We start from the raw sequence: 2,096 nt of genomic DNA, 5'->3' as shown, positions 1-2,096 counted from the left end.
CGGCCACCGCGCCCCGGGAGGCACGCCGGCTGGCCGGTCGCACCGACGGCGGCTCCGACGGCGGCCCGGCCACGCGCGCCGGGCGGGCCGGGGGCGGCCCCACGGGCCGCTACGACGGCGGGCCCGACCTGGGCACCATCTACGGTGCCGGCACCGAGGGCCCCGGCTTCAGCACCGTCTCGTTCCCGAGCAACCCGGTGGAGAACTCCGGCTCGCTGACCGGGCACATCCTGGCCCAGGGCTGGACGGAGACCCCGACCGAGGAGCGGTCCAGCACGACCAAGGTGATGGTCGTGCTGGCCGCCTCGCTGGGCCTGCTGGTGGCGATCTCCGTGCTGGTCGTGCTGTTCGCCAACGACACGGTGGGCGGGCTGGTGGGCGGCGTCCTGAGCAAGTGAGCCGCGTACGACGACGATGGTGAGCCCGCCCACTACCCGTCCGTGCTCCGGTGGCGGGCTCGCCGCTTCGCCGTACACTGGTGAGGATCACTGACCCGGCGCGCCCTGCGCGCCCATGGGCGATCTTGCGGGCGATTCGGCGGCGTTCAGCTGCGGCAGGCCATCGCGAAGATGCGCCCCGCTCGAAAGGCATTTCTTGACGACCTTTGCTGAACCCAGCACGTTTCCGACCGCCCTCGACACCGCCGACGCGCAGACCGCCGTCGAGCAGGACGGCACCGCCCAGGGCCAGGCCGCCCCGGTGACGCCCGAGGCCACCGACTTCGCCGCGCTGGGGCTGCCCCAGCCGCTGGTCCACGCGCTCGCCCGGCAGGGCATCACCACCCCGTTCGAGATCCAGCGCGCCACCATGCCGGACGCGCTCGCCGGCCGGGACGTCCTCGGCCGGGGCCAGACCGGTTCCGGCAAGACCCTGGCCTTCGGCCTGCCCCTGCTGGCCCTGGTGGCTGACCGCAACCGGGCCCGGCCGCTGCGGCCCCGGGCCCTGGTCCTGGTGCCGACCCGGGAACTCGCGATGCAGGTCAACGACGCGCTCATGCCGCTCGGCAAGGCCGTCGGCGTGTTCCTGAAGACCGCCGTCGGCGGCGTGCCGTACGACCGGCAGATCGACGCTCTGCGACGCGGGGTGGAGATCATCGTGGCCACCCCGGGCCGGCTGGGCGACCTGATCGCCCGGGGCGTCTGCCACCTGGACGACGTCGAGGTCACCGTCCTCGACGAGGCCGACCAGATGGCCGACATGGGCTTCCTGCCCGAGGTCACCGAGCTGCTGGCGAAGACGCCGGCCGGCACCCAGCGGCTGCTCTTCTCGGCCACCCTGGACGGCGACGTCGACGCCCTGGTCAAGCGGTTCATGACCGACCCGGTGACGCACTCCACCGCCCCGTCCACCGCCTCGGTGTCCACCATGGACCACCACATGCTGCTGATCCCGCCGCACGACAAGTTCCCGGTCGCCGCGTCCATCGCGGCCCGGGAGGGGCGGACGATGGTCTTCGCCCGGACCCAGCTCGGCGTCGACCGGCTGGTCGAGCAGCTGGCCGCCGTCGGCGTACGGGCGGGTGGGCTGCACGGCGGCAAGACCCAGCGGATGCGTACCCGCACGCTCGCCGAGTTCCGTGAGGGCCGGGTGAACGTCCTGGTCGCCACCGATGTGGCGGCCCGGGGCATCCACGTCGACGGCGTCACGCTGGTGCTGCACGTCGACCCGCCGAAGGACCCGAAGGACTACCTGCACCGTGCGGGTCGTACCGCCCGGGCCGGCGAGTCGGGCGCGGTGGCCACGCTGGTGCTGCCGAAGCAGCGGCGGACCACGCTCGCCATGCTGGAGAAGGCCGGCGTCGCGCCGGCCGAGACCCGCGTGCGGGCCGGCGATCCGGCGCTCGCCGAGCTGACCGGCGCCCGCGAGCCGAGCGGCGTCCCGGTGCGCGTCGAGACCGAGGAGCCGCGCCGGCACGGCGACCGGCCCGGCGGCCCGCGCCGCTTCGGCGACCGTCCGCAGGGCGAACGCCGCTTCGGCGACCGTCCGCAGGGCGAGCGGCGCTACGGCGACCGGCCGCAGGGCGAACGCCGCTACGGCGACCGGCCGACCGACAGCCGTGGCTACGGCGACCGGCCGCAGGGCGAGCGCCGCTACGG

1 protein-coding gene and 1 pseudogene are annotated in these 2,096 nt (G+C 74.9%); both read left to right on the top strand.

What is annotated here, in order from left to right:
• Positions 1-398 (top strand): annotated as a pseudogene (locus AB0G08_RS15955) (hypothetical protein); the annotation flags it as partial.
• A gap of 301 nt (positions 399-699) precedes the next feature.
• A partial coding sequence (locus AB0G08_RS15950; protein ID WP_358087841.1) for a DEAD/DEAH box helicase occupies positions 700-2,096 on the top strand: 1,397 nt, incomplete at its 3' end.

The sequence above is a fragment of the Micromonospora sp. NPDC023644 genome, assembly GCF_040640115.1.
GTDB lineage: Bacteria > Actinomycetota > Actinomycetes > Mycobacteriales > Micromonosporaceae > Micromonospora.
The sequence above is the reverse complement of the archived record's forward strand: the minus strand, read 5'-3'. Positions and strand labels throughout refer to the sequence as shown.